The organism is Rhodococcus sp. MT28 (genome assembly GCF_058792695.1).
Map to the genome: position 1 here is coordinate 57,844 of NZ_JBXAFD010000012.1, position 19,221 is coordinate 77,064.

19 protein-coding genes and 1 riboswitch are annotated in these 19,221 nt (G+C 63.5%); of the genes, 6 read left to right on the forward strand and 13 right to left on the reverse strand.

The window, feature by feature from the left end:
• Positions 1–221: 221 nt before the first annotated feature.
• The 5 genes from AC1Q6C_RS28975 to AC1Q6C_RS28995 all read right to left on the reverse strand — a co-directional run bounded on the left by AC1Q6C_RS28975 (position 222) and on the right by AC1Q6C_RS28995 (position 4,678).
• Positions 222–923 (reverse strand): (2Fe-2S) ferredoxin domain-containing protein, encoded by a 702-nt coding sequence (locus AC1Q6C_RS28975; RefSeq protein ID WP_064443176.1) that lies wholly within the window; start codon positions 921–923, stop codon positions 222–224.
• Positions 920–1,981: an ABC transporter substrate-binding protein gene (locus AC1Q6C_RS28980; RefSeq protein WP_064443175.1), complete on the reverse strand. Its 1,062-nt coding sequence runs from the start codon at positions 1,979–1,981 to the stop codon at positions 920–922. The genes AC1Q6C_RS28975 and AC1Q6C_RS28980 overlap by 4 nt, the downstream gene beginning before the upstream one ends.
• Positions 1,978–2,796: an ABC transporter ATP-binding protein gene (locus AC1Q6C_RS28985; protein ID WP_042920263.1), complete on the reverse strand. Its 819-nt coding sequence runs from the start codon at positions 2,794–2,796 to the stop codon at positions 1,978–1,980. The genes AC1Q6C_RS28980 and AC1Q6C_RS28985 overlap by 4 nt, the downstream gene beginning before the upstream one ends.
• Positions 2,793–3,800 carry a FecCD family ABC transporter permease gene (locus tag AC1Q6C_RS28990; RefSeq protein ID WP_075832326.1) on the reverse strand — a complete coding sequence of 336 codons (1,008 nt, stop codon included), beginning with the start codon at positions 3,798–3,800 and terminating at the stop codon, positions 2,793–2,795. Before AC1Q6C_RS28990 ends, AC1Q6C_RS28985 begins: the two co-directional genes overlap by 4 nt.
• Positions 3,801–3,917: 117 nt before the next feature.
• Positions 3,918–4,053, reverse strand: a riboswitch (cobalamin riboswitch).
• Positions 4,054–4,069: 16 nt separating this feature from the next.
• Positions 4,070–4,678 (reverse strand): TetR/AcrR family transcriptional regulator, encoded by a 609-nt coding sequence (locus AC1Q6C_RS28995; RefSeq protein ID WP_231782976.1) that lies wholly within the window; start codon positions 4,676–4,678, stop codon positions 4,070–4,072.
• Between the two features lie 52 nt (positions 4,679–4,730).
• On the opposite strand from AC1Q6C_RS28995, the gene AC1Q6C_RS29000 reads away from it, so the two are divergent.
• From AC1Q6C_RS29000 to AC1Q6C_RS29010, 3 genes are read left to right on the forward strand one after another with little or no spacing between them, the layout of a single operon-like run.
• Positions 4,731–5,669: an alpha/beta hydrolase gene (locus AC1Q6C_RS29000; RefSeq protein WP_165638640.1), complete on the forward strand. Its 939-nt coding sequence runs from the start codon at positions 4,731–4,733 to the stop codon at positions 5,667–5,669.
• A 10-nt stretch (positions 5,670–5,679) separates the two neighbouring features.
• The gene (locus AC1Q6C_RS29005; RefSeq protein ID WP_042452614.1) at positions 5,680–6,627 is read left to right on the forward strand and encodes a cation diffusion facilitator family transporter; all 948 of its coding nucleotides are present in this window, start codon (positions 5,680–5,682) and stop codon (positions 6,625–6,627) included.
• A 28-nt stretch (positions 6,628–6,655) separates the two neighbouring features.
• Positions 6,656–6,958, forward strand: a complete 303-nt coding sequence (locus AC1Q6C_RS29010; protein WP_063314961.1) for a hypothetical protein — start codon at positions 6,656–6,658, stop codon at positions 6,956–6,958.
• 58 nt (positions 6,959–7,016) lie between these two features.
• On the opposite strand, the gene epsC is transcribed toward AC1Q6C_RS29010, so the two are convergent.
• The 7 genes from epsC to AC1Q6C_RS29045 form a co-directional block, all read right to left on the reverse strand.
• Complete coding sequence (gene epsC / locus AC1Q6C_RS29015) at positions 7,017–7,595, reverse strand: serine O-acetyltransferase EpsC (RefSeq protein ID WP_003945907.1); 579 nt, start codon at positions 7,593–7,595, stop codon at positions 7,017–7,019.
• Positions 7,596–7,600: 5 nt separating this feature from the next.
• Positions 7,601–8,536, reverse strand: coding sequence for a cysteine synthase A (gene cysK / locus AC1Q6C_RS29020; RefSeq protein WP_003945916.1), 936 nt, complete (start codon positions 8,534–8,536; stop codon positions 7,601–7,603).
• Positions 8,537–8,717: 181 nt separating this feature from the next.
• Positions 8,718–10,547, reverse strand: coding sequence for a phosphoenolpyruvate carboxykinase (GTP) (locus AC1Q6C_RS29025; protein WP_003945806.1), 1,830 nt, complete (start codon positions 10,545–10,547; stop codon positions 8,718–8,720).
• Between the two features lie 277 nt (positions 10,548–10,824).
• Positions 10,825–11,163, reverse strand: a complete 339-nt coding sequence (locus tag AC1Q6C_RS29030) for a DUF6802 family protein (RefSeq protein WP_052959802.1) — start codon at positions 11,161–11,163, stop codon at positions 10,825–10,827.
• Positions 11,164–11,297: 134 nt separating this feature from the next.
• Positions 11,298–12,449, reverse strand: coding sequence for a hypothetical protein (locus AC1Q6C_RS29035; RefSeq protein ID WP_492666943.1), 1,152 nt, complete (start codon positions 12,447–12,449; stop codon positions 11,298–11,300).
• 181 nt (positions 12,450–12,630) lie between these two features.
• Positions 12,631–13,059, reverse strand: a complete 429-nt coding sequence (locus tag AC1Q6C_RS29040; RefSeq protein ID WP_492666944.1) for a hypothetical protein — start codon at positions 13,057–13,059, stop codon at positions 12,631–12,633.
• On the reverse strand, positions 13,032–13,526 hold the full coding sequence (locus AC1Q6C_RS29045; protein WP_492666945.1) for a hypothetical protein: 495 nt from the start codon (positions 13,524–13,526) through the stop codon (positions 13,032–13,034). Before AC1Q6C_RS29045 ends, AC1Q6C_RS29040 begins: the two co-directional genes overlap by 28 nt.
• A gap of 199 nt (positions 13,527–13,725) precedes the next feature.
• Between AC1Q6C_RS29045 and trmB the strand changes: the two genes are divergently transcribed.
• From trmB to AC1Q6C_RS29060, 3 genes are read left to right on the forward strand one after another with little or no spacing between them, the layout of a single operon-like run.
• Complete coding sequence (trmB, locus tag AC1Q6C_RS29050; RefSeq protein ID WP_007734493.1) at positions 13,726–14,484, forward strand: tRNA (guanosine(46)-N7)-methyltransferase TrmB; 759 nt, start codon at positions 13,726–13,728, stop codon at positions 14,482–14,484.
• Entirely contained in the window at positions 14,481–15,188 is a 708-nt protein-coding gene (locus AC1Q6C_RS29055; protein WP_003945733.1) for an NYN domain-containing protein, read from the forward strand. Before trmB ends, AC1Q6C_RS29055 begins: the two co-directional genes overlap by 4 nt.
• A 10-nt stretch (positions 15,189–15,198) precedes the next feature.
• Positions 15,199–18,138, forward strand: a complete 2,940-nt coding sequence (locus AC1Q6C_RS29060; protein WP_007734492.1) for an MMPL family transporter — start codon at positions 15,199–15,201, stop codon at positions 18,136–18,138.
• Here the strand turns inward: AC1Q6C_RS29060 and AC1Q6C_RS29065 are convergent.
• Positions 18,113–19,081 (reverse strand): DUF2339 domain-containing protein, encoded by a 969-nt coding sequence (locus AC1Q6C_RS29065; protein ID WP_492666946.1) that lies wholly within the window; start codon positions 19,079–19,081, stop codon positions 18,113–18,115. The genes AC1Q6C_RS29060 and AC1Q6C_RS29065 overlap by 26 nt on opposite strands.
• Positions 19,082–19,221: the final 140 nt, after the last annotated feature.

Consider the following 19,221-nt stretch of genomic DNA (forward strand, 5'->3'; position numbering starts at 1 on the left):
CCCGGTACCGTCGAAAACGAATCAGTCATCTCACAAAGGACATTCATATGCTCACCAACGCCATCAACGCTTTCCTCGCACTCTGGGGCAGCGCCTCCGTCGGCAGCAGTGGATACCAGATCCCGCCGGGAACCCTTCCCTTCGGTTCCTGAGACAGGACAACAGAACCCGCTGAGCGCACTTCGCGCCCAGCGGGTTCTTTGCTTTCACCGACCCGGTATCTACCGGTCCAGAACGTGATCCACCAATCGATCCTCGTGACCGGACACCAAGGCCTCGGCATCACCGGCGTCCACGTGCCCGAACCAGGTACCGCCGGGGTTCGCGATCACCAACGGCCCCAGGTTGCACGGGCTCAGACAACCGGTTCCGGTCACCTTCGACGAGGTACCTTTGGCCGCCGCGCTCATCGCCCGGTGCAACGGTCCTGCTCCGTACGCCATACAACGAGGGCCCTTGCACACCAACAGATGCCTATCGTGCTGCTCGATCACGGACCACGCCGGACTGCGATACGACGCCGGACTCGCGGTGATCTGCTTTCCCGCCGAGTCGAGTTCGTCGATCACCTGCCCGGCCACCGCACCTTCGAGCGTTTCCGTTTCATGGAGCGTCACTTCCAGTTCGGCGTCGATTCGGGTTTCGCGCCAGTTCGCAACCGCCTTGCTTGTCCACGTGAGCAGGTACCGATCCCTCGGCACCGCAACTGGAATCAACACGACCTTGTCGACGTCATCGACATGGGCTCGATCGAGTTCCTCGTGAAGGCTCGGCGAAGCGACATCGAGGTACGCAACGCGAACGTCGGCGTCGGTGCCCGCCTGAACAGCGTCGAACATCCGTCGCGCGGCCGACTCGTCGAGGCCGCTGACGGTCGGCCGCAGTACGACAATCACCCGACGCGAGCACCGGTTGTTGCTCATGCCGACGGCGCGGTTGTCCAGTCGATCCCGCTCGACGGAGCGAGTCCGAACTCTTCGATCTTCGCGCGCAACTCTTCCGCGCCGTAGATATTGGGGAATCCACTGGTGAACATGGCGAGCGGGAGTACGACGAAGCGGTTCTGCTTGACGGCGTCGAGATCGCGTAGGCCTTCTCGGCTCTTGATCGCGTCGATCTTGCCCTGTACTTCGTCAGCGCTCTTCTTGTAGTCCATGATCACGATGACGTCGGGTTCTGACTTCGCGACGGTCTCCCAGCTCGCTTTGAACCAGGTGTTGTCGACGTCGGCGAACACATTGGTTCCCCCGGCGACGTCGATGATTCCGTTGGGGGCTCCGTTGCCTCCACTGGTGTACAGATCTTCCTCACCGCTGTCGTAGATCAAAACCTTCGGCTTGTCGGCGGCATCTGGCGCCGACTCCAGACGCGCCAAACGCGAATCCAATTCGGTCAATGCCTCGGCGGCGGTTTCCTCGGTTCCGAACAGCTTTCCGTAATTGGTCACGTCCGCACGAAGGGCATCCCACGGACCCATCGTGCCGAGCGCGGAATCCGCTGCGGCACTCTGCCGACAACTATCGGAGATCACATATGCATCGATGTTGTTGCTCTGCAGCGATTCCGGCGTCACACCGGAGGCTCCCTTGAACAAGCCACTGTAGGAGCCGACCACCAGGTCCGCCTGCTTACCCAGAATCGTCTCCATCGTGATCGTTCCGTCCAGGTGTGGGACATCCGCAATTCCAGGGCCGAACATCGACTCCATGACCGCGTCGTTGTTCGTGTTCAACACGACTGCCGCGAGACGATCCAAACCGCCGACTCGGAGAATGGTGCCGATATTGGCCGCATTGCTTGTCGCAACGACGTTCTCGATCGGAAGCTGGAAAGTGCTTTCGGTCCCGCAGTTCTCCAATGTCACCGAAGTCTTGTCTGCAGCTTCGTCCACCGGTGCAGTTGCCGAGCAGCCGGCAACTGTCAACAACGCTGTCGCGGCTACAACCGCACCGAACGACGCGCGGGTCTTGACATGTATCAAAGTGCACTCTCCGAAAATGATTGTTGTAGTTGAGAATTTCGTGATTCGAATACGAGGTGTGAACGGCCTGTCGCGGGGTTCACGAGCTCGAAAGTCTCGACGCCGAAGACAGTTGCCACCACCGAGGTGGTGAGTACGTCGGATGGATGTCCGAACGCCCTGGCCACTCCATCCGCGAGCACGAGCACCCGATCGCACACTGCCGCAGCCAAATCGAGGTCGTGCAGTGCCATGATCACCGTCCGGTCCAACGACCGGACCAGATCGAGCAGTTCGAGTTGATGCCGGATGTCGAGATGATTGGTCGGCTCGTCGAGGATGAGCACACCGGCGTCCTGCGCGAGACCTCGGGCGAGAAACACCCGCCGGCGCTCACCGCCGGAAAGCGTGTCCATCGAAGAGAACCGGTGCTCGATCATTCCGACCTCGCCCAGAGCACGATCGACGACGGCATTCTCGTGCTTTCCACCGACGCTCCAGGGCTTTGCATGTGGCGTGCGGCCCAGACTCACGTACTCGTGAACCAACAAATCGGCGGGACTCTGCTCTTCCTGCGCCACAAAGGAAATGGCTTTGGCCCTCGACCGCGCGGACATCGCGTGCACGGAGTCGCCGCCGACACGAATGTCACCGCCGGCGATCGGCCCGAGACCGGCGAGAGCACGCAAGAACGTCGACTTGCCCGATCCGTTCGGACCGACGACGCCGACTACTGCACCGGCGTCGGCCGCGATGTCGACGCCTTTGACGATGGTTCGACGGTCGATGCGGACAACTACTCCGGACGCGGTCAGCGCCAGGGCTCGGGCGCTCACGAACTGCCACCGAATCGGTAGCGCCGACGGCCGAGAAGCAGGAGAAACAGCGGGGCCCCGATCACCCCGGTCACCACGCTCAGCGGGATCTCGGTCGGCCGCAACGAGGTCCGCGCCACGACGTCGACCCACACCAGGAAGGACGCGCCGATCAGTGCTGCCGCCGGTAACACCACTCGATGTCTGGCTCCGACGAGCATGCGTGTGACGTGCGGTATGACCAAGCCTACGAAGGCAATCGCGCCGGACACTGCAACCATCGTGCCGACCAACGCTGCCAGCACGCCGAACAGCACGTTTCGCAGGGTTCGGACGGGAATACCGAGCGAAGCCGCGACGTCCGGTCCGGCCGCCAGCGCATCCAGCCAACCGTGCAGGGCGAACACCGCTGCCGTCAGCAGGAACACAACGATGACCGGCGCCCACAACTTGTCCCAGGATGCCCCGGCCAAACTTCCCAGGAGCCAGAACAATACGGACTGCGCGGCCTGGGAATCATTGGTACGCAGCACCAGAAAACTCGCGATCGCCGACAGGGCGGATGCGGTAACGGTGCCGGTCAGAACCAATCGCAGTGGAGTGATACCGCCTTGCAGCGTCGCGATGGTGAAGACGAGAATCGCAGCTCCCAACGCCCCGATCATCGCGCCGAAACTGAGCGCCCACACTCCCGCGCCGGCGAACAGTCCGGTGGTGATGACGGCGGTGGCACCGACACTCGCGCCGGACGACACTCCCAGCAGGTGGGGATCGGCAAGAGCGTTACGGACGAGGGTTTGCACCACCGCGCCGGCGACGGCAAGACCAGCGCCGACGGCCAGACCGAGCAGTACCCGAGGTGCTCTGATCCCCCACACGATCGCAAGTTCGGAACGCGTGACGGGTGGGCCTCCGAAGCGCGAGTGCACCACGTCCACCACAGTGGACACGGGGAGCATCTCGGATCCGAATGCCAACGCGCACACAGCAGAGAGCACGGCGACGACCAGCAGAGCGGGCAGCACGATACCCGGACTGAGCCGTCCTCGAGGCGCACCAGCCTTCGGCGAAGGCAGGTGGGTAGGTGGAGACAGAGCTCCGCCAACAGCATTCATGGTGTGACCGATCCATCCTCGTGGCATGACACAACGTCAACGAGGGTGGTATCTGGCTACGGTCGACGCAGGGACGACCTCACAGTGGCGGGACCGCGCCGGAATTGCACCGACTTCCCATTACCTCGATGATGACGTCAGAACCATAACGGACTGTGGTCACCATTCTCGACACCGGATCAAGGTTGCGACCCGATCATCGATCTCGCGTGCCGTACGACGGCTTCCGTTCGCACTCGAAGTTCTTCGGGTGAATCCGATTCCAGCACAACCCGATGCACCTGACTGTCCACGGCAGTCACGGTCAGCCGCGACGTCAACAACGCATCCTCCGCACTGAAACCGTAGCTCTGGAGGTACTCCGAAAAGCCGAGTACCAGTTGACGATTCATTCCTTCGACCTGCTCGATGAGCTCATGCGTACGCGGAACCTGATCGTAGAGCAGGTGAAAGAACTCTCGCGGCTTACTGTTCACTTCGACCGCGCACTCCACCAACATCCTCACGGCCTCGTCCGGGGTGAGCTCACGCTCGACGATGTCGGCAAGGCAGAGCGCAAAACTCTCCCGCGCAGCACTCACGTGACGGTTCGCCAACTCCGAGAGGATCTCGTACTTGTCGCCGAAATACTGGTAGAGCGAGCCCACCGACACCCCTGCTTCGTCAGCGATCCGGTTGGTGGTCGCTGCCATGGCTTCCGAAGCGAAAACGCGAGTAGCTGCCTCCAGGATCGCGTCGTAGGTAGCCCTCGAGCGCTGCTGGGAGGGCCTTTTCCGCCGAGTCGACACGGTCCTCCGATGCGAGTTGTCAGCCGCGACGCCGATACCGAGAATTGTGTAGGTGACCAGCGCCGATTACTCGAAGTTTATGCCCGACCGGTACACCGACCACATGCCGGCGCCGACCCCGACGTGGTGGGAGTGGAACGGCAACACCGTCCACGTCGCACGGGCCGTGGTTCCAGACGCGCCGGTTCGTGTTCTCGGCATCCACGGCGCCGGCGGCTACTCGGGCGCGTTGTGGCCGTTCGCCGGGATCGGCGTGAAACTCGGAGCCGAAGTCCTCTTCCCTGATCTTCCGCTGTACGGCGACACCGTCGTAGCCGATCCCGCCGGCGTCCGGTACGAGCAGTGGGTCGATCTCCTCTGCGATCTCGTCCGGGCCGAGAAGGCGGCCGACGATCGGCCGCTTGTGTTGTTGGGCGCCAGCATCGGCGGTCTGCTGGCCTACGAGGTGGCCGCGCGGACCGGTCTGGCCGACGCCGTCGTCGCTACCTGCCTGCTCGATCCCTCGGATCCATCGGCCAGAGCTGCCGCGGCGCGGTTCGGCCCGATGGGTGTCTACGGCGCTCCCCTGATGCGGCGCACCGAACGACTGGTGGGCCGTATCCGCGTGCCCATCCGTTGGGTCGCCGACGTGGCGAACATGAGCAGCAATCGGGAGCTCGCAACGCTGTGCGCAACCGATCCGCGCGGTGGCAGTGTTCGGGTGCCACTCGGATTCCTCAGCAGCTACTTCTCGTTCGAGCACACCGCACCCGAAGCATTTCGGACGACGCCCGTTCTGCTCACCCACCCGGCCGACGACCGATGGACGCCACCCGAACTGAGCCTGCAGTTCCTCCGCCGCATCAACGCACCCACCGAATTCGTGATGCTGGACGGGTGCGGGCACTTTCCCGTCGAAGAGCCGGGCCTGACGCAGTTCCACGACGCCGTCGCCACACTGCTGCACTCCGTCGCCGAGCGTCACCGCACGAAACCGTCGTCACCCGCCTAGCCTGAGAATCGTGAGCACCGAAACGGAAGCATCGGCCGACGAGAGCACCACGACAGTCGTACTGGCGTTTGCGGCGAACGCGCTGATCGCCGGTGCCAAGACGGCGGCCGCCATCGTCACCGGATCTGCATCGATGGTCGCAGAGGCCACCCACTCCTGGGCCGATACCGGCAACGAAGTGCTGCTGCTGATCGCGAACCGCCGCTCGAAAAGGGTTCCCGACCGAGACCAGCCACTCGGCTACGGCCGGGAGGCCTACATCTGGTCGATGTTCGCCGCCCTCGGACTGTTTGCACTCGGCGCGGGTGTCTCGATCACCCATGGCATCCAGGAACTGTTCCATTCCGAACCGGCGTCCGACTTCGGTGTCGCCTACGCCGTCCTCGGCGTCTCGTTCATCCTCGAAGGCATCTCGTTCCGGCAGGCGTACAAACAACTCCGAAACGAAGCGTCCGCCGTGAACCGCGACGTCATGACCCAGGCACTCAACACATCCGACCCGACGACTCGGGCCGTGTTCGCCGAAGATGCTGCGGCACTTATCGGTTTGGTCATCGCGTTCGTCGGTGTTCTGTTGCACCAGGTCACCGGTTCGCCGATCCCCGACGCCCTCGGCTCCATCTTCGTCGGCATTCTCCTCGGGGTCATCGCAATCATTCTGATAGATCGGAACCGCCGCTTCCTGGTCGGCGAAGAGGCCTCACCGACGCTGCGGGCAGCAGCCGTCGAAGCTCTCACCCAACTGCCCGAGATCAACCGAATCACGTTCCTGCGTATGGAATACCTCGGGCCGCGACAGGTCTACCTGGTGGCCAGCGTCGACCTGGTCGGTGACTACGCGGAATCCCGTGTGGCCCACACGTTGCGCGAACTCGAGCGCTCACTCGAGCAGAGCCCACGTGTCGTGCGGGCGATCCTGACCCTCTCGACCCCCGAAGAACCGTCGATCACAGTCTGAACTTCCGGCCGGGCGATAGGCTCGGGCGATGCGCACACTGATCGTGATTCTGGCGGTTCTGGGATTTGTCGTCGGGGGAATTCCCCTGGTGGGCAGTCTGATCGACGTGATGACCAGCCCTGACGAGACCATCGTCTATCAGGGTTCCTACGTACCGTTCCGGGACGTGCAGATGGCTCGGGACTACGAGTCGACAATAGCCACCGCCTACGAGCCCTTAGACGGACCGCGCTGGCTCGTCCTGGCCTGCTATCCCTTGATCGGAGCAGCATTGGGCGCTGCGACGGCCGTCGTACTGGGACGTCGCGGGTGGCACCTGACGCGAGCCTGAACAGACGCCGATGGCCACCCGCCGTCTACACGAGGGTGGCCATCGAAGAAGGAGTGCTTCAGATGTACATCGCCGGATCGATGTAGCTGTTCGGGTCCACCAGTTTTTCCTTGGTGGTCCGTGGCCGCGCCACCGCCGGGATACCCGTCGCGATGGATTCGGCCGGAACATCTCTGGTGACAACGGCATTGGCGCCGATAGCGCTACCTTCACCGATGACGACAGGTCCGAGGATCTTGGCACCAGCGCCGACGGTTACCCGATCACCCAGCGTCGGGTGACGTTTGACCTGTTCGAGCGAGCGACCACCGAGAGTGACGCCGTGATAGAGCATCACGTCGTTACCGACCTCGGCCGTCTCCCCGATCACGACGCCCATGCCGTGGTCAATGAAGAACCGTCGACCGATGGTGGCACCGGGATGAATCTCGATGCCGGTGACGAAGCGTGTCAGCTGCGAGAGCACTCGCGCCGGGCCGCGTAGCGCAGGGACGGCCCACATGCGATGTGCAACCCGATGCGCCCAAATAGCATGCAGCCCTGAATAAACGAGCGCGTTCTCCACATTGCTGCGCGCGGCAGGATCCTGACCGCGCGCAGCCTGCAGGTCCTCGCGAATTGTCCCGAGGATACTCACAAGTCTCAGTCCCGGATGTGTTCGAACAGCGGGGTGGAGATGTAACGCTCGCCGAAGTCACACACGACAGCCACGATCAGCTTGCCGGCGTTTTCCGGACGCTTCGCCAACTCGAGTGCTGCCCAGACGATGGCGCCGGACGAGATGCCGCCCAGGATGCCTTCTTTGGTGCCGAGTGCGCGAGCGACCTCGATGGAATCGGGGAACGAGACGTCGATGATCTCGTCGTAGATCTCGCGATCGAGGACGTCGGGCACGAAGTTCGCGCCGATTCCCTGGATCTTGTGGGGGCCGGGCTGGCCACCGTTGAGGATCGGCGAGTCGATGGGCTCGACGCCCACGATCTTGACCTCGGGCTTGTACTTGCGAAGGGTGCGTCCGACGCCGGTGATGGTGCCGCCGGTGCCGATGCCGGACACGAAGATGTCGACGGCGCCGTCGGTGTCGGCCCAGACCTCTTCGCCCGTCGTTGCCTCGTGGATGGCCGGGTTGGCCGGGTTCGCGAACTGGCTGGCCGAGACGGCGTTCTCGGTCTGCTCGACGATTTCCTTGGCCTTGGCGACCGCACCGGCCATGCCCTCGGATCCCGGGGTCAGCACGATCTCGGCGCCGTAAGCACGCAGCATCACGCGACGCTCGGTGGACATGGTCTCGGGCATGGTCAGGATGACCTTGTAGCCGCGAGCAGCACCGACCATGGCGAGTGCGATACCCGTGTTACCGCTGGTTCCCTCGACGATCGTGCCACCGGGCTTGAGTGCTCCGGACTTCTCGGCGGCGTCGATGATCGCCACGCCGATCCGGTCCTTGACGCTGTTGGCCGGGTTGTAGAACTCGAGCTTGACGGCAACCTGTGCGTCCAGGCCCTCGGTCAGACGGTTGAGCCGCACGATCGGGGTGCGCCCGACCAATTCGGTCACGTTGTTGTAGATCCCGCTCATATCTGGTCCTCCTGAGGATCGAGTGTGTCGACCCGCTCGCTGATCACTGCTTTACGGCTGAACTGCATAACGGCTGAACTGCTTAACGGCTACAAGCAAGGGCATACAGACGACCGATGCCGCATCGGTTCATCAAATTGAACCAATGCGGCATCAGGCCACTACATACGGGGGCGGTTTATCAGGCCAACCGCTGCTTCAGAGCTTCGAACTCGTCGCGAATGCCGGTCGGCAGCTTCTCGCCGACGAAGTCGAACCACTCTTCGATGAGCGGGATCTCGGCCTTCCACTCGTCGATGTTGACCGCGAGAGCCTCGGTGATGTCGGCGTCCGACACGTCCAGGCCTTCGATGTCGAGTGCCGATCCGGTGGGAACGACGCCGATCGGGGTGTCGATACCGGCAGCCTTGTGCTCGATACGCTCGACGATCCACTTCAGGACGCGAGAGTTCTCGCCGAAGCCTGGCCACAGGAAGCGTCCGTCGTCGCCGCGGCGGAACCAGTTGACGTAGAAGACCTTGGGCAGCTTGGACGCGTCCGCGGACTTGCCGAGGTCGATCCAGTGCTGGAAGTAGTCACCGACGTTGTAGCCGAGGAACGGCAGCATTGCCATCGGATCGCGGCGAACCGTACCGACCTGGCCTTCGGCTGCTGCGGTCTGCTCGGAGCCGACCGTTGCACCCATGAAGACGCCGTGCTGCCAGTCGCGAGCCTCGGTGACCAGCGGAACCGTCGTCTTGCGGCGTCCGCCGAACAGGATTGCCGAGATCGGCACGCCCTTCGGGTCGTCCCACTCGGGAGCCATGATCGGGCACTGCGACATCGGGGTGCAGTAACGCGAGTTGGGATGAGCCGCATGGGTGCCCGACTCGGGCGTCCACTCGTTGCCCTTCCAGTCGATCAGGTGCTGCGGGTCGCCTTCGAGGCCTTCCCACCAGACGTCACCGTCGTCCGTCAGAGCGACGTTGGTGAAGACCGTGTTGCCCTGGTCGATGGTGCGCATGGCGTTGGGGTTCGAGGACCAGTTGGTGCCGGGAGCCACGCCGAAGAAACCGAATTCCGGGTTGACGGCGTACAGCTGTCCGTCCTCACCGAAACGCATCCAGGCGATGTCGTCACCGAGGGTCTCGGCGCGCCACCCGGGGATGGTCGGCTGGATCATCGCGAGGTTGGTCTTGCCACAAGCGGAGGGGAATGCCGCCGCGATGTAGTAGGCCTTGTCCTCGGGCGAGATGAGCTTGAGGATGAGCATGTGCTCGGCCAGCCAGCCCTCGTCGTGCGCCATTGCCGAGGCGATACGCAGCGAGTAGCACTTCTTGCCCAGGAGAGCGTTTCCGCCGTAGCCGGAACCGAAACTCCAGATCTCACGATCCTCGGGGAAGTGGGTGATGTACTTGGTGTCGTTGCACGGCCACGCGACGTCTTCCTGGCCTTCGGCCAGCGGAGCGCCCAGCGAGTGCAGCGCCTTGACGAAGAACCCGTCGGTGCCGAGCTTGTCGAGAACCTTGCTGCCCATGCGGGTCATGACGCGCATGGAGACGACGACGTACTCGGAATCGGTGAGCTCGACGCCCAGCTTCGGGTCCTCGGCGTCGAGGGGGCCCATGCAGAACGGCACGACGTACATGGTGCGTCCACGCATGCAACCGCGGTACAGGTCACCCATGAGGGTGCGCATCTCCGCCGGGTCCATCCAGTTGTTGGTGGGACCTGCGTCGATTTCTTCCTTCGAGCAGATGTACGTACGCGATTCGACTCGCGCGACATCGGACGGATCGGAGTTGCCGAGGAAAGAGTTCGGCTTCTTCTCGTCGTTGAGGCGGGTGAAGGTTCCTGCCTCGACCAACTTCGTTGTCAGTCGGTCCCATTCTTCGTCCGAGCCGTCTGCGAAGACGACGCGATCAGGCTGGGTGAGTTCGGCAACCTCTTGCACCCATGCAAGCAGTTCTTTGTGCTGCGTGGGGGGCGTGCCGTCAGTTCCATTGAGACCGGGAATGGTCGCTGAGGTCATCAAACTCTCCTGGGGTGAGCCGGAACCGGGTTCTCGTGACACCGGATGCGAACTGCAGCGCCCCGATACCAGTCGATCCCGGTGTCCCCCTCTCGACGGGGTCCAGCCGCGTCATCCACTCACGTGGATTTCACGGACGCCGGGTGTCCTATGTATTGAGGTTAACGCTGGCTGTTCACCTGCAGGTAATCGGGTGCGGTCAGAAATGTCACAGAAACGATTCAGTTGGTGTGTTCAGGTGCCTACCCGGCGCTCAGAGCACATAAACGGAAGCTTTTCAGAGCGCTCCGGCATCGATTTTCTGCCACACGAGGGCGCCTTCGTCGTCTCGACTGCATTCCCAGGCCGAGTAGTCGCCGTCCGACTCGATCATCGTGAGGCGATCGGCGCTACCGTCGCGATCGAAATCGGACACGATCACGACGGCGTCGTCGGAGTGGACGACACGGCTGTCGACCGTTCCGTCACCGTCCAAGTCGAGGGCGTCGAAGTTCAGGTCGCCGGCATCGACCGGTCCCGACGCGGGCCCGAAGGTCTCGGGCTCGATACGCCCAGGATCGAGCGCTTCGGCTTCGTGCCCGTCGATGTGTCCGGCCGTGATCAGAAATGCGTCCATTACTCCCCCTACTGGATGGTGACCTACTGCTTCGGCAACCCCTACCGAAACCGTCCGCTCAGTATTACCAGACCCCGACGATCAGTCGTGGCCGAAATTGCGGCACTGTGCAGAACTCTGCACTCGCGGAATGATCAGTAGGCGGTGTTCAAAACGGCGAGGTCGCGCTCGCACGACGCGAGCTGACCCGATCTGGCCGCGGCGAGCTCACGAAGTTCACCGTCGATCTCCACGATTCGAGCCTGCGCCGACGCCAACTGCTCGCGACTCTCCGCCATGATCGCCGCTCCCAGATCCGCCTCGGCCTCGAGCAGCACGCTCTGCACTCGCTGCTCCCACTGAGCGCGAACCGCCGACATCGATTCGACGATCCACGACCTGGAGTGGGCACGATCGGCCGTCAGCCCGCGAGTTCGCGCCAACCACCACGCCGCGGCGCCACCCAGAATCAACGTCACGGGGATACTTGCGAACTCCAAGGCCGGAATCATTTCCAGCGGAGTCACTGCGATACGGCCGAGGCCGAGACCCGCGGACGCGCCGACAAGAATTGTCACCCGGTCCTCGTTTCCGCGCTGACGGCCCGGCAGGCCCTCCGGAATCTGCGGGGAAGGCATGTATCCATTCGTCCCCGCAGATTCCACCGCTGCCGCCATCGCGGCGTCGAAAACTCGGGTGTGATGGTCGACCTCGTGCTGCAGTCGCGTCGGCACGCTGCCCAATTCGGCTCGCGAGGCCGCATCGACCCAGGCACGTGCCCCGGCGACCGTCGCCCGGGTTGCCTCGGCGATTTGTTGTGACAGATCCCCGCGCGCTCGTTGCAGTCGGCTTCGCACCTGCACCAGGCGTTCGCCTCGTCGGCCGTCACGGTCTGCGAGCAGCTGCGATCGCTCGGCCCGCAATTCGGCACCAGGAACACTGTCACGTAGATTCCGGATCTCCATCTCGATCATCCGGCGCGTCTGTGCGATGACTCCGGAATCCGAACCACCTGCTTCCCTCTCCCGTGCCGCCCGGCTCACGACCGCAACGAGTGACTGCTCCTGACCAGGCGCAATCGGGACCACCGGAGCCTGAGCAAAAGCGGTGCAGTGCGAAGCGAGAATCTCGGCATCACGCCGGCGCACCGCCTGCCAGTCTCGATAGACGTCGACGCGGGTCAGCGCCACCACCACCGGGGTTCCGCTCGCCGCGGCGTCGCCGAGGAGAAGGAGATCCTCGCGTCCGATCACACTGGCGGCGTCGACGACCAGAAGTACGACGTCGGCGTCCACCTCGCGTGTCACTGACGAACAATCTTCCGAAGCATCGAACATCTGCGCGACGTCTTCCCCTCCACACCTTGGTGGACCGACAACGTAAATGCGAGTGCCACTGGATGTTTCGGCGGCGACCCGGCGACCCGGATCGGATGCCGGATTCCATCGCTGCACCACGCGCAGCACCGAATCCGGAAGTACCGAAACGCTATTCATCGGTCACCGCCGGGGCAGAGCGATCGCCTCCGAGCTGCGCCCACCGACGCACATACCCGCGTCGAATCAGTGAGACCCGTTGTTGCGGAGACTGTTCCGACTCGTTCACGAGCTCGCTCCACCACCGGCTGCACGTGCCCGCGTCGTCAGCGGTGCGAGGATCGGGAGGCTCGCCTTGACGCAGGGCTCGAATTTCGGGGCTCATCATCGCCGCCGCGGCGCCGAACAACACCGCGGAGTCCGAACTCAGATACAACTCGATCTCGTCCCTGCCCGCAGCGCTGCGCGAGGCAGATCGCCTCAGCGCCGGGCCGATCTGCTCGACCCGGCCCCACCACTGCGCCTCCAGAACAGGTCCGAGAGCCGCGAACAACTCTTCGACGCCGCGCCCGGTCAGTGTCTCCACCGGAACCGTGGGCACGCCGACGTTCTCCGAGATTCCGCCGCCCGTCCCAGCGCCTCGTCCCAGCGCGGACCGAACAAGTCAGCCTTGTTCGCAGCGACGACCACACGATCGGAAACTCGAGCAATGGCTCGGCCGTCGACGTCGCGGACCGCGTCGACCACCACGTAGACAACGCAACGACGACCCAGATCGGGGTTCGACGTTCCAGGGACATCGAATGCCCTCGACTCGGTCACCACAACCGGTGCGCCGACAACTCTGCGCGAGAACCGGTCGTCGCGCCTCAGGATTCGCGCCAACGACGACCGCCCCACCCCGGCCCGTCCGGCGACCACCAGCTCGAGCGGCGCAGTCAGCGATCCGAGCACGGAGTGAACCACCTCTGCGGCTCCCGAATCGATCGACGTCAGCCGATATGCCAGAGCGCGCAACTGATCGATCGGCTCCGAGCAGGCGTCGTCGATCGATTCTGCGGGCAACATTCGTGACCAATTACTGCATGCAAATCCTGTGTTCATCCCCACCCCACGTCCCCATCGTGTCGGTGAGATTCTGTCAGGTTCTCGGCAAGGACGGCAGGTGACACCACCCTTTCGCCGACAGTCCGAAGTCGACGGTTTCAGGACTTTCCGTGGAAAGTCTCAACTCAAACTTCAGACCCGTCTGCGCTAAACGGGGGTCATGCGTGACAATGGGTTCGTGAACGAAGCCGATCAGCATGCACCGCAGACCCCTGACACGGGGCAGACGGACCACACCAAGGGGTCCCGTCTCCATCCGAGAGTGACCAGCTTTCGCTCTCGCCGGGGTGCGCTGACCGACGCACAGCAGCAGGCTTGGGACCGTCAGTGGCCGCTCATCGGCGCCGACGTCTCGGACACACCGCTCGACGCGAACGCCTGGTTCGGACGTGAAGCACCCCTGATCATCGAGATCGGTTCGGGTACCGGCACCGCGACGGCCGCAATGGCCAAGGCGGAACCGCACGTGAACCTGATCGCGATCGAGGTGTACCGCCCCGGGCTGGCGCAGCTTCTCCAGCAGGTCGAACGCGAAGAAATTCCCAACGTCCGCGTACTGCGCGGTGACGCGATGGACGTACTCGAGAACATGGTCGCCCCCGAGTCCCTGACGGGCGTCCGGGTGTTCTTCCCGGATCCGTGGCCCAAGGCCCGCCATCACAAGCGTCGCCTCCTGCAGGGGCCGACGTTCTCGCTGATCGCCAACCGCCTCAAGCCCGGCGGAGTCCTGCACGTGGCAACCGATCACGCCGAGTACGCCGAATGGATCGAAGAAGCCGGCAATGCCGAGCCGCTGCTGACCGCACTCGACTGGGAGTCTCCGATGACCCACGAGCGTCCGGTCACCAAGTTCGAGGACAAAGCCCATAAGGTCGGAAGTGCAATCACCGAGCTTATATGGGGGAAGATCAGAGCATGAGCGTCAGCGAACAGCTATCCGACGACGTGACGTCGTCGGAATCTCCTCTCGACTTCGGTCGTGACTCCCGCCACCCCAAGCGGGTGCTTCTGGTCTGGGACGCCCCTAACCTCGACATGGGCCTCGGCGCTATCCTCGGTGGCCGGCCTACCGCCGCCTACCGGCCACGATTCGACGCTTTGGGTCGTTGGCTGCTCTCTCGCACCGCCGAACTGTCCGCCCAGAACAGCGGCACGCTCGAGCCTGAAGCGACCGTCTTCACCAACATCGCGTCCGGCAGCGCCGACGTCGTTCGTCCTTGGGTCGAAGCCTTGCGTAACGTGGGTTTCGCGGTGTTCGCCAAGCCGAAGGTCGATGAAGACAGCGATGTCGATTCGGACATGCTCGAGCACATCGCGCTCCGGTACGGCGAGGGCCTCGCCGGAATCATGGTCGCGTCCGCCGACGGCCAAGCGTTCCGCGAACCTCTCGAGGACATCGCAGCAACCGGTATCCCGGTCCAGGTTCTCGGGTTCCGTGAACACGCCAGCTGGGCTGTGTCGTCCGATATCTTGGACTTCGTCGATCTCGAGGACATCCCAGGTGTCTTCCGTGAGCCTCTGCCACGGGTAAGCCTGGACACCCTGCCCGACGAGGGCGCCTGGTTGCAGCCGTTCCGACCGCTTTCTGCCCTGCTCATCGGGCGAAAAAGTGTTGCCGAGTAGGAGTTGATCAGTGTTCGCCAGCTGGGGAAGCATCGTCTATCGAGCCCGCTTCACCGTCATCGCTGTCATGGTGGCGGGGCTCCTCGGGCTCGCTGCGTACGGCCTGAGCCTGCAGGATCATCTCAGCCAGAGCGGCTGGGACGATCCGGGGTCGGAATCGGTAGAGGCTGCCAAACTCGCTGACGGCACGTTCGGACGCAGCACGACGGGTGACGTTCTGGCGCTGTACACGGCGCCGGAGGGCAAGACCGTCGACGACCCCGAGTTCCAAGCGAAGGTCATCGACAATCTGCAGCGACTCGTCGCCGACAACCCCGACCAGATCATGAAGATCAACGGCTCGTACTTCAAGGTCGACAACGGTCTCTCGGTGGCGGCCCTGGCGGACAAGACCAAGCAACACGCGGTCACCAGCATCGCGATCGCCGGAGACAACGACACCGCGGTGTCCAACAACTTCCGCGACGTCGAGTCGCAGTTCTACATCGACGGCGTCGACGTGCAACTCGCCGGCCTGCAACCTGTCGCGAATTCGCTCAACGACACGATGGCCAACGACATCAAGCGCATGGAAATGCTCGCGATTCCTGCTGTCGGTGTCCTGCTGTTCTTCGTCTTCGGTGGCGTCGTCGCTGCTGCCCTCCCGTTGATCGTCGGCGGTCTGACCGTCATCGGCGCCAACGGCATCATTCGACTGATCACCAACTTCACCGAGGTCAACGCGTTTGTTGCGCCCGTGGTCTCTCTGGTCGGTCTGGGTCTCGCGATCGACTACGGACTGTTCATCGTCAGCCGTTTCCGAGAAGAGATAGCCGAGGGGTACGACACCCCGACCGCAGTACGCCGAACGGTCATGACGGCGGGTAGAACGGTCATGTTCTCGGCGACCATGGTTGCCGTCAGCCTCGGCGGTCTGCTGTTGTTCCCGCAAGGCTTCCTCAAATCGGTGGCTTACGGCGCCATTGCTGCCGTCATGCTTGCCGCGATCTCGTCCATCACGATTCTTCCCGCGATTCTCGGCATTCTCGGCAAGCGGATCGACGCGCTGACCTTCAAGAAGCTGCGCCAGACCAAGACCAACGAGGAAATCGAGAACGGTTTCTGGGGCAAGCTCACCCGCTGGGTCATGCAGCATCCGCTCAAGGTCGCGGTCCCGATCGTCGCGGCTCTACTGCTGATGATCATTCCGCTGACGGGCATCAAGTTCGGCGGTATCAACGAGACGTACCTGCCCCCGGACAGCCCCACGCGTGTCGCGCAGGCGCAGTTCGACGAACTCTTCCCGGGCAATCGCACCGAGCCCGTTCGACTCGTCATCGAGGGAGCCGACAACACCACTCTCGGTCAGATTTCCAAGACCGCAAATGCTGCGCCGGGTCTGGTCGAGAAGTTCACCCCGGAGGTTGCGACGAAGGACGGCGTCAACGTCCTCAAGGCCGGTCTGACGGAGCGGAACGAGGCACGTCCCACCATCGACTATCTGCGGTCCGCGGACTGGCCCGAGGGCACAACTGTGCTGGTCGGCGGTACTCCGGCCATCGAGCAGGACAGCGTCGACGCATTGCTCGATCGTCTGCCGCTGATGGTCGTATCCGTCATCCTGCTGACGACCTTGCTGATGTTCTTGACGTTCGGCTCGCTCGTCCTGCCCATCAAGGCCGCATTGATGAGCGCGCTCGGACTGGGTTCGACGCTCGGAATCTTGACCTGGATCTTCATCGACGGGCACGGTTCCGGTCTGTTGAACTTCACACCGGGGCCGATCATGTCTCCCGTCCTGGTGTTGATCATCGCGATCGTCTACGGCCTGTCGACCGACTACGAAGTGTTCCTGCTCTCCCGCATGGTCGAAGCGCGCGCGCAGGGCGCGAGTACTACCGAATCCATCCGTATCGGCACGGCACATACCGGCCGGATCATCACCGCTGCCGCACTGATTCTGATCGTGGTCACCGGCGCATTCGGCCTGTCCGATCTGGTGATGATGAAATACATCTCCTACGGCATGATCTCCGCGCTGATCATCGACGCGACTCTCATCCGAATGTTCCTGGTCCCCGCGACCATGAAACTGCTCGGCGACGACTGCTGGTGGGCTCCGGCCTGGATGAAGCGGATCCAGCAGAAGATCGGGCTGGGCGAGCCGATCCTCGACAACGAGCTGGTACTCGCGAACGTCCCGCAGATCGCGCCTGTCGGTGCGATCGCCGGACCGGGGCAGCCGCGTAAGATCGAAGCGGCCTCGCGGGTCATGCCGCCGCCTGCCCCGGCTGCACAGCCGGAAAGCGGACCTCGCGTTCCCGATCCTCTCACCGAGCCCATTCCGCTCAGCGAAATGGCGATCAAGGCACCCAACACGGAGGCTCCCGCCGCGGAGAAGCCGGCACCGCGACGTCGTCTCGATATCGGGAGTGCAGCCAGCGCCCCCCAGAACCTGATCGAGGCACCTGTACCCAATCCCTCGTACCGGCCGCAACCGAATGCCAGCGACAAGCGCAGAAACCCCACGCCCGCTGCGCCGGCCGAGCGTCCCATCGAGAGTTGGTTGTCGGACCTGCGGGCCCGGGAACAGACTCCCCCGGCCTCACGTCCACTGCCGGTGGTCCGGACGCCTTCGCGGACAAACGGTTCGGCGACCAACGGTGCTGCCAGCAGCAGTTCAGGCTCCAACGGCGCGAGCCGGAACGGCTCCGCAAACGGTGCTACCAACGGCTCTGCAACAAACGGTTCAGCCCCGACCTCGGTGGAGGCGACCCCCCAGTCGCCGCCTCCACCGACCGCTCCGGAGCGTCGTAACGGGGTTTTCACGGATTCGCCTTCGCCTACCAACGAGCCCCGAGTCTCGGACGCCACCCCTGACGGCGACGACAACGCCACCGGCAGGCACCGGCCTGACGACGCAGGCGCCATCAGCGTGAGCGAGCTCATCGCTCGCCAGAAGCGAAGCTGACCTGCTCCTGCTCCTGCTTGGCGAAGGCTCGTGCATAACGTGTCCCGACCAGCAGGAGCAGCAAGCCGACCACCAGGAAGGCAACGCTGCGCACCAGCCCACTGAGTGTGGCCAGGTCGAAGAGGAACAGCTTTGCCACGGCCGCACTGGTGAGAGCAAGCCCGGCTCCGAGCAAGACGCGAGCGTGCTGGCGGTTGTTCAATCCGAGCACCAGCGCTGACGTGGCGGCAAGCATCCACACGATGGTTGCAACGCTGTGCCCGGCAACGAAACCGGTTGCACTGTCGAAAATTTCGACGCCGGATGAGACGAGCGCGCACGTCACCGCGTAGAGGACACCGAACCCTGCGGCCGCCCATAGAACCGCTGCATTCGAATCGGCGATCAACTTCAGTCGGTGAATCGCCCAGACCAGCATCACCAGCGCGCCTATCGCCGTCAGGCTCGAGAGTGCCGTGATCGCACCGAGTTGCCTGGACGCGGCGCGAGCGGTCGTCAACGCTTCCGGCGGAACCGTCGTGAGGTATCCGATCGATCCGATTGCCGCAAAGGCGGTTCCGAGTGCGAAGACGAAGCGCGAACCCGCATACAGCGAGACTCCGAGGAAGATCATTCCGACCGTGAGGATCAGCGGTACGACCAGAGATTCAGTCGCCCCGGAGAAGCAGCAGAGCAACAATGCGAGGGCGCCGGTTGCGCCCAGTCCGAATCGCAGTTGCGTCGGCAAAGGCTTGGCCGCCGCTGCAGCCGAAAGAAGTAGTGCCGCAGCAATTCCGTACAGCACTGCGGATTCGGTGCGCCCGAGCACGGCTCCGACGCTCATCAGCGGAAGGGACGAGACGACAAAGGTAGCGGTGGACCACGCCCCTGCAATGCCGTCACGCGAGGGCGAACCCGTCCACTGCATAACCATCGCGCAGCCGGCCCCCACGATTGCAACCACGCCGGCACTGACCACCAATTGCACTGCACTGTTACCGGATTCGTCAAAGATGGACTCCGACGCGAGCAATGATCAGAACCTGTGGATGGTTCTCGGCGAGGCGGCGTGAGTGGGCGCACCTTCCCGGGAATGATCTGAAA